9 protein-coding genes and 1 tRNA gene are annotated in these 6,516 nt (G+C 71.9%); 7 read left to right on the forward strand and 3 right to left on the reverse strand.

Going from position 1 to position 6,516, the window contains the following annotated elements; genetic code table 11:
- Positions 1–46: 46 nt before the first annotated feature.
- Genes ACWC5O_RS30065 through ACWC5O_RS30075 form a run of 3 tightly spaced genes read left to right on the forward strand, consistent with a single transcriptional unit; the run spans position 47 to position 2,808 of the window.
- A complete protein-coding gene (locus ACWC5O_RS30065) occupies positions 47–1,111 on the forward strand; it encodes a chorismate-binding protein (RefSeq protein WP_450588568.1) in 1,065 nt (354 codons plus the stop codon).
- Positions 1,108–1,929 carry an aminotransferase class IV gene (locus ACWC5O_RS30070; protein ID WP_450588570.1) on the forward strand — a complete coding sequence of 274 codons (822 nt, stop codon included), beginning with the start codon at positions 1,108–1,110 and terminating at the stop codon, positions 1,927–1,929. Before ACWC5O_RS30065 ends, ACWC5O_RS30070 begins: the two co-directional genes overlap by 4 nt.
- A gap of 54 nt (positions 1,930–1,983) precedes the next feature.
- The gene (locus ACWC5O_RS30075) at positions 1,984–2,808 is read left to right on the forward strand and encodes a GNAT family N-acetyltransferase (RefSeq protein WP_450588572.1); all 825 of its coding nucleotides are present in this window, start codon (positions 1,984–1,986) and stop codon (positions 2,806–2,808) included.
- Positions 2,809–2,849: 41 nt separating this feature from the next.
- Here ACWC5O_RS30075 and ACWC5O_RS30080 read toward each other — a convergent pair whose 3' ends face one another.
- Positions 2,850–3,374: a DsbA family protein gene (locus ACWC5O_RS30080; protein ID WP_450588574.1), complete on the reverse strand. Its 525-nt coding sequence runs from the start codon at positions 3,372–3,374 to the stop codon at positions 2,850–2,852.
- A 204-nt stretch (positions 3,375–3,578) separates the two neighbouring features.
- Between ACWC5O_RS30080 and ACWC5O_RS30085 the strand changes: the two genes are divergently transcribed.
- Both ACWC5O_RS30085 and ACWC5O_RS30090 read left to right on the forward strand, forming a co-directional pair.
- The gene (locus tag ACWC5O_RS30085; protein ID WP_450588576.1) at positions 3,579–4,022 is read left to right on the forward strand and encodes a hypothetical protein; all 444 of its coding nucleotides are present in this window, start codon (positions 3,579–3,581) and stop codon (positions 4,020–4,022) included.
- Positions 4,023–4,142: 120 nt separating this feature from the next.
- On the forward strand, positions 4,143–4,295 hold the full coding sequence (locus ACWC5O_RS30090) for a hypothetical protein (protein ID WP_165289388.1): 153 nt from the start codon (positions 4,143–4,145) through the stop codon (positions 4,293–4,295).
- Positions 4,296–4,367: 72 nt separating this feature from the next.
- On the opposite strand, the gene ACWC5O_RS30095 is transcribed toward ACWC5O_RS30090, so the two are convergent.
- Positions 4,368–4,928: a CGNR zinc finger domain-containing protein gene (locus ACWC5O_RS30095; protein WP_450588578.1), complete on the reverse strand. Its 561-nt coding sequence runs from the start codon at positions 4,926–4,928 to the stop codon at positions 4,368–4,370.
- A 304-nt stretch (positions 4,929–5,232) separates the two neighbouring features.
- Complete coding sequence (locus ACWC5O_RS30100; RefSeq protein ID WP_004002642.1) at positions 5,233–5,646, reverse strand: SsgA family sporulation/cell division regulator; 414 nt, start codon at positions 5,644–5,646, stop codon at positions 5,233–5,235.
- 191 nt (positions 5,647–5,837) lie between these two features.
- On the opposite strand from ACWC5O_RS30100, the gene ACWC5O_RS30105 reads away from it, so the two are divergent.
- Both ACWC5O_RS30105 and ACWC5O_RS30110 read left to right on the forward strand, forming a co-directional pair.
- The gene (locus ACWC5O_RS30105) at positions 5,838–6,314 is read left to right on the forward strand and encodes a TIGR02611 family protein (protein WP_450588580.1); all 477 of its coding nucleotides are present in this window, start codon (positions 5,838–5,840) and stop codon (positions 6,312–6,314) included.
- A 61-nt stretch (positions 6,315–6,375) separates the two neighbouring features.
- Positions 6,376–6,447: transfer RNA gene (locus ACWC5O_RS30110), tRNA-Val, on the forward strand.
- The last annotated feature ends 69 nt before the right edge of the window (positions 6,448–6,516 follow it).

Raw genomic sequence — 6,516 nt, forward strand, 5'->3', positions numbered from 1 at the left:
GACACGCCCGGGCCACCTTTCGGCCACCCGCCCTAGACTCGACCACGTGCTCGACCTCCCTTCCGGCCTCCCTCCCCTCGCCCGCTTCGGCGACCGCCTCGCCACCGGCCTCCTCGACGTCACGGACGATCCCGCCGCCCTGGACTCCACCGGCTTCTGGGCCGTCTGCGCCGACTTCGAGGGCCGGCTGACCTGCGCCCGCTTCGCGCACGTACGACAGGAGCCGGTGCCCGCCCCGGTGCCCGGCGGCTGGCACGGCCCGGCGGTGGGGGACTGGACCACCTCGCTGGACCGGGCCGCCTACACGGCGGCCGTCGGCCGGATCCGCGAGCACATCGCGGCCGGCGAGGTCTACCAGGCCAACCTCTGCCGGGTGCTCAGCGCGCCCGTGGCCCCCGCCGCCGACGTGGACGCCCTGACCGCCCTGCTGGCCCGCGGCAACCCGGCGCCGTACGCGGGCACGATCCGGCTGCCGGAGCACGGCGTGGAGATCGCCACCGCCTCGCCCGAACTGTTCCTGCGCCGGGACGGCCGTACCGTCGAGTCGGGACCCATCAAGGGCACCGGGCGGACCGAGGCGGACCTCCTGGAGAAGGACTACGCCGAGAACGTGATGATCGTGGACCTGGTCCGCAACGACATCGGGCGCGTCTGCGCCACCGGCAGCGTGACCGTCCCCGACCTGTGCGCGCTGGAGAAGCACCCCGGCCTGGTCCACCTGGTCTCCACCGTGCGCGGCGAGCTGCGCGACGGTGCCGGCTGGTCCGACCTGCTCGCCGCGGCCTTCCCGCCCGGCTCGGTCACCGGCGCCCCCAAGTCGAGCGCGCTGAGGATCATCGAGGCGCTGGAGACGGCACCCCGTGGCCCGTACTGCGGCGGCATCGGCTGGGTCGACGCCGACCGGGGCGTCGGCGAGCTGGCCGTGGGCATCCGGACGTTCTGGATCGACCGGTCCCCCCCGGGGTCGGCGATGCTCCGCTTCGGCACCGGTGCCGGCATCACCTGGGGATCCGATCCCGAGGGGGAGTGGCGCGAGACCGAGCTGAAGGCGTCCCGGCTGCTCGCGGTAGCGTCGGGGGTGTACGAGGTGAGTGGAGGGGCTCTGTCATGAGGATCTGGCTGGACGGCGCGCTGCAGGACATGGAGTCGGCCCGGGTCTCCGTCTTCGACCACGGGCTGACCGTCGGCGACGGCATCTTCGAGACGGTCAAGGCGGTCGACGGGCAGCCCTTCGCGCTCACCCGCCACCTCGACCGGCTGACCCGCTCGGCCCGTGGTCTCGGCCTGCCCGACCCCGACCACGCCGAGGTCCGCCGCGCCTGCGCGGCCGTCCTGGAGGCCAACCCGATGCCGCTGGGCCGGCTGCGCATCACCTACACCGGCGGCCACGGACCCCTCGGCTCCGACCGCGGCGAGCACGGCCCGACCCTGGTGGTCGCGCTCGGCGAGACCGCGCGCCGCCCCGACTCCACCGCCGTGATCACCGTCCCCTGGACCCGCAACGAGCGCGGCGCCCTCACCGGCCTGAAGACCACCTCGTACGCCGAGAACGTCGTCGCCCTCGCCCGAGCCCACCAACACGGCGCCTCCGAGGCGCTGTTCGGCAACACGGTCGGACAGCTCTGCGAGGGCACCGGGTCGAACGTCTTCGTGGTCCTGGACGGCGAGATCCACACCCCGCCGGTCGCCTCCGGCTGTCTGCCCGGCATCACCCGCGCCCTCGCCGTCGAGTGGACCGGTGCCAAGGAGACCGACCTGCCGCTGGACGTGCTGGAACGGGCCGAGGAGGTCTTCCTCACCTCCACCCTGCGGGACGTCCAGGCCGTGCACCGCGTCGACGACCGGGAACTGCCCGGTGCGCCGGGCCCGGTCACCGCGAAGGCGATGCGGATCTTCGAGGACCGGGCCGGGGAGGATCTGGATCCCTGACGGACGCCGGAAATTCGGCTGACCCGGGGCTTCGGAGCGGGTAGAACACCCGTGATGACGACGACCCTGCGGCCGACCGAGCCGCTCCAGCACAACGCCGACGGGACGCGTTCCCGCCGCTACCAGGTGTGTGTGAACAGCCGCCCGGTCGGCTTGATGCATCTCGGGACCTCAGCCGTCTTCGGCGACCGGATGGCCCGGATCCTGGAGGTGCGCATCGACGAGCCGGACCGCCGCCGCGGCCGGGGCACGGTGGCCGTGCTCGCCGCCGAGGAGGTGGCGCGCAGCTGGGGCTGCCGGCAGATCGAGACGGGCTTCGATGGGGCCGCCGGGGCCGCGCTGCGGCTCTTCGAGGCGCTCGGTTACGTGCACCGCAGCCGCGGCATGGAGAAGCGGCTCGGCGAGGTCCCGCCCGAACTGCCCGTCGGCAGCCTGGAGCACCCCATGAGCGAGGCCGAGTTCGAGGCGTGGCTCGCGCACGAGTCGGAGGCCTACGCCCGCGTCTGGATCGCGCGGGGTGTGACCGAGGCCGAGGCGTACGCCAAGTCGCGCCACGACCACGAGACCCTGCTGCCCCGCGGGCGCGCCACCGAGGACATGCTGTTCACCGTGCTCGAGCACGAGGGTGTGCGGGTGGGCACCCTGTGGGTGGCCCTGCAGGACGACAAGGCCTACGTCTTCGACGTGGAGGCCGACGGGGCCCACCGCGGCCGCGGCCACGGCCGTACGCTCATGCTGCTGGCGGAGCGGCAGGCGATCGCCGCCGGCCGCCGTGTCCTCGGCCTCAACGTCTTCGCCGGCAACGCTCCGGCCGAGCGTCTGTACGAGTCGCTCGGCTACGAGACGACGCGGTACTCCCTCTACAAGGACCTCCTGTAGCGGAGGACCTGCTGCAGCGGAGGACCTGCTGCGGCGGCCGGTCAGGCCTCCGGTCCGGCCAGCAGCCGGTCCGCGATCTCCTCGATGCGCTCGCGCAGCCCCTCCTGGCTCTTGCCGCCGTCGAGGCGCTCGCCGCCGATGACATAGGTCGGCGTGCCGGTGACGCCGATCGCCTTGCCCTCGGCCTGGTCGGCGTCGACGATCAGGATGTGTCGCCCGTCGATCAGCGCGGTGTCGAACTCCTCGGCGTCCAGACCGAGTTCACGGGCGACCTCGACCAGGAAGGGTTCTCCCTCACGGTCCAGCTCCTCGACCCGGCCGAGGACCGCTTCGACGTAGGGCCAGCCCTGCCCCTGCACCAGCGCCTCCTCGGCGGCCTGGGCGGCGGCGAAGGCGTACTTGTGCTTCTCCAGCGGGAAGTGCCGCAGCCGCAGTTCCAGCCGGTCGCCGTAGCGGGCGCGCAGGGCACGGAGATCGTCCAGGGCACTGCGGCAGTCCGGGCACTGGAGTTCGCACCAGACGTCGAGGACGGGGGCTTCGGTGCGTGCGGGGGAGGAGTCGCTCATGCGCACCAGTCTTCCAGGCGAGACCCCGGGGGCCGAATCGGACGGTACGCGGCCACCGGCCCTCGGGAGGAGGCGACCCGGAGATCTCCCTGATGTCGGGCCGGAGCATGGCATCGCGAGGGCTGGGCGGTGCAGGATGGAAGGGACGAAGCGCACCCCGCGCCCCGCCGTGGCCCACCCCATCGAGCCCGCCAGGAGGACCGGATGATTGCCGAGACCGTGTGTTCCGCCGTCTCCGCGGCCGGCCTCGGCGTCGCCGCGGTCACCGCCTACCGCAAGCGTTTCCTGGCCGCCGCCCGCATCGCCGCCTACGCGCTCGTCCCGATCGGCCTGGTGATGACGGGCGTCGTCGGCTGGCTGGCCGACACCGCGTTCAGCCCGACGGCCTGGGCCGGCTTCGGTGTGCTGGGCGCCGCCTGGGCGCTGTTCGCGACGACACGGGCCGTGGAGCGCAGGCGCGGGGGCACCCGTGCCGAGCGCAGGGCGGCGCGGGCCGCCGGACGCGACGCGGTGGCCCCGGCCGCCTCGGCCTCCTCCTTGGGCCCGGCGGCCAGGCCTGCCGCCCGGCCCACGGGCGCCCCGCCCGCCACCACCCCCGCCGACGACTTCAGCGACATCGAAGCCATCCTCAAGAAGCACGGCATATGACCTGAAACCGTTCACAACCGGAAGCAAGTCGAACGGGCCGGTACGGAAATCGGTGAAGTACCGCACTCGAAGCCGTGTTGATCGCCAAGGGGGCGTCCCCTGGGTCATCATCACCGCGAGATGCTGGACACGAGACAGAGCGAGGCCGCGCCGCCGAAGGACGAGCCGCGTGGATGCCTCTTCGCCCTTTCCCAGCCACCGCTGATGATCTTCCTTGCGGTGATCGGGTGTCTGCTCCTCATGGCTGCGCTGCACGACCTGCTGTTGCTGTGAGCCGTACACGTCCGTCCCGGCGTCACCCGCCGGGACCGGCGTCGACGGGGCGTCTCCCGGTAGACAGCCGGATCAGCCCGCCGCTTCCTTGCGCCGGGCCCGGTAGGCGGCCACATGCAGCCGGTTCCCGCAGGTGCGGCTGTCGCAGTAGCGGCGCGAGCGGTTGCGGGAGAGATCCACGAAGGCACGCCGGCAGTCCGGCGCCTCGCAGCGCCGCAGCCGCTCCTGCTCCCCGGCCACCACGAAGAAGGCGAGCGCCATCCCGCAGTCGGCCGCCAGGTGGTCGGCCACGGAGGCGCCGGGGGCGAAGTAGTGCACATGCCAGTCGTAGTCGTCGTGGTCCGTCAGACGCGGGGTGGTGCCGGCCGCGGCGACCAGCTCGTTGATCATCCCCGCCGCGGACCGGGCGTCCGGGGCGGCGAAGATCCCCGCGAACCGGCCCCGGACCTTGCGCACCGCCGACAGGTCGAACTCCGACAGCACCCCGACATCGCTGATCGCGTGACTGCGCACGAAATCAGCGAGAGCCGCGACGTCCGGCAGCCCGTCCGCCGCCGGGTCGTCCTCCGGCGCGGTGTTCACCAGATCCACCACGGTGTCGAGGGCGCACCGGGTGTCGTGGGTGATCAGCACGTTTCGCTCCCTGGCCTGAGGGTCGGGCGGGCGCCCGCCGATGCTGGCCGATGGTAGCGACAACCGCGCCCACCGCACCGGGGGCCGCCCACCGGCGATCGCCCGGTAGAACGCCTCCGTGTCCTCGGCGGTTCCCGAGTCCGTCCTGTGCCTGCACGATATGCCTCGAAGTGGCCGGAAAACAGGCCCGGCGCCGCCCCGTGAGCACTCACGGTGACGGCGCCTGTCTGTGCCGTATGCGGTTGTCTTGGCCCGAGCCGTCTCCCCGAGTGGACGGCGCCGGGCGGCTTTGAGGGGCCGCGGCCTAGCTCTCCGCCAGGATGTGCGAGAGCTCCTGATCCAGATCGAAGTGCCGGTGTTCCGTGCCGGGCGGCACGGCGGCGTCGGTTCGCTTCAGGAAGGACTCCAGGGCCCGCGCCGGGGCTTCCAGCAGGGCCTCCCCTTCCGGAGAGCTCAGGGCGATGCACACGACGCCCTGACCGTGACTGCGGGACGGCCAGACGCGGACGTCGCCGGTGCCGGTGGGCCGGTGCAGCCCCTCGGCGAGGAGGTCGCGGGCGAACACCCACTCGACGGTCTCCTCGGCTCCGGTGTGGAAGGTGGCGTGCACGGCGTAGGGGTCGGCCGTGTCGTACCGCAGGCCTGCGGGGACAGGCAGGGAGGACTCGCTCGACACAACGAGGCGCAGGTGCAGCTCGCAGCTGACCGTGGTGTTCATAAGCGCCAGGGCCTTTCGCTCAGTGTGCGCTCGGGGATTCGCACGTCGGCGAAATCGACATGCCACCTACGGTGCCGTTGTAAACCCCTCTGAGGGTTTTGCGTGTCTTTAGGTAACTCTTCCGGCCGAGAACTCGTACGTGACCTACGACCATTCCGGTGACTGGATTCACTCCGGTAGGGTTTGTCTGCATGAATACGGGGAGTGACGAGCCGGGCGAGGTCGCCGCGGTGGCGGACAACGCGGACAAGGCTGACGAGACAGGCAAGGCGGCGGGTGCGGAGCAGGCCGAGCAGGGGCTCGGCTCCCGGGCGCCGGCTTTCGTCAAGGCCCGCCGGGTCCTGCACCTGAGCTGGCAGGTCGGCATCTTCGTGGTCGGCCTCGCGGTCGTCGTGCTGGGCGTCATCATGCTTCCGCTCCCCGGCCCGGGCTGGGTGGTGATCTTCGCGGGCATGGCGATCTGGGCGACCGAGTTCGTCTGGGCCCAGCTTGTGCTGCGCTGGACGAAACGCAAGGTCACCGAGGCGGCCCAGAAGGCCCTCGACCCCAGGGTGCGGCGCCGGAACATCACGCTGACGGTGATCGGCCTGGTGATCGTGGGCGCGCTGGCCGGGGTCTACCTGTGGAAGTTCGGCATCGTGATGCCGTGGAAGATCAAGGACCAGTGATCGCGGACTCCGGGCGTGGTCGGGGCACCCCCTGACATGGGGTAATGTTCTTCCTGCGCCCGGGCGATTAGCTCAGTGGGAGAGCGCTTCGTTCACACCGAAGAGGTCACTGGTTCGAACCCAGTATCGCCCACCCGGAACCGACGGCCCACCGGAAGGTGTCCGAACACGAGGTGGCCCGGATCCACGCGGGCACCGAGTT

This window comes from Streptomyces sp. NPDC001450, assembly GCF_053597295.1.

Excerpts from the sequence above, each read along its gene's own strand:
- ACWC5O_RS30070 (WP_450588570.1), top strand. The coding sequence starts at position 1,108 with ATGAGGATCTGGCTGGACGGCGCGCTGCAGGACATGGAGTCGGCCCGG.
- ACWC5O_RS30075 (WP_450588572.1), top strand. The coding sequence starts at position 1,984 with ATGACGACGACCCTGCGGCCGACCGAGCCGCTCCAGCACAACGCCGAC.
- ACWC5O_RS30080 (WP_450588574.1), bottom strand. The coding sequence starts at position 3,374 with ATGAGCGACTCCTCCCCCGCACGCACCGAAGCCCCCGTCCTCGACGTC.
- ACWC5O_RS30085 (WP_450588576.1), top strand. The coding sequence starts at position 3,579 with ATGATTGCCGAGACCGTGTGTTCCGCCGTCTCCGCGGCCGGCCTCGGC.
- ACWC5O_RS30090 (WP_165289388.1), top strand. The coding sequence starts at position 4,143 with ATGCTGGACACGAGACAGAGCGAGGCCGCGCCGCCGAAGGACGAGCCG.
- ACWC5O_RS30100 (WP_004002642.1), bottom strand. The coding sequence starts at position 5,646 with ATGAACACCACGGTCAGCTGCGAGCTGCACCTGCGCCTCGTTGTGTCG.
- ACWC5O_RS30105 (WP_450588580.1), top strand. The coding sequence starts at position 5,838 with ATGAATACGGGGAGTGACGAGCCGGGCGAGGTCGCCGCGGTGGCGGAC.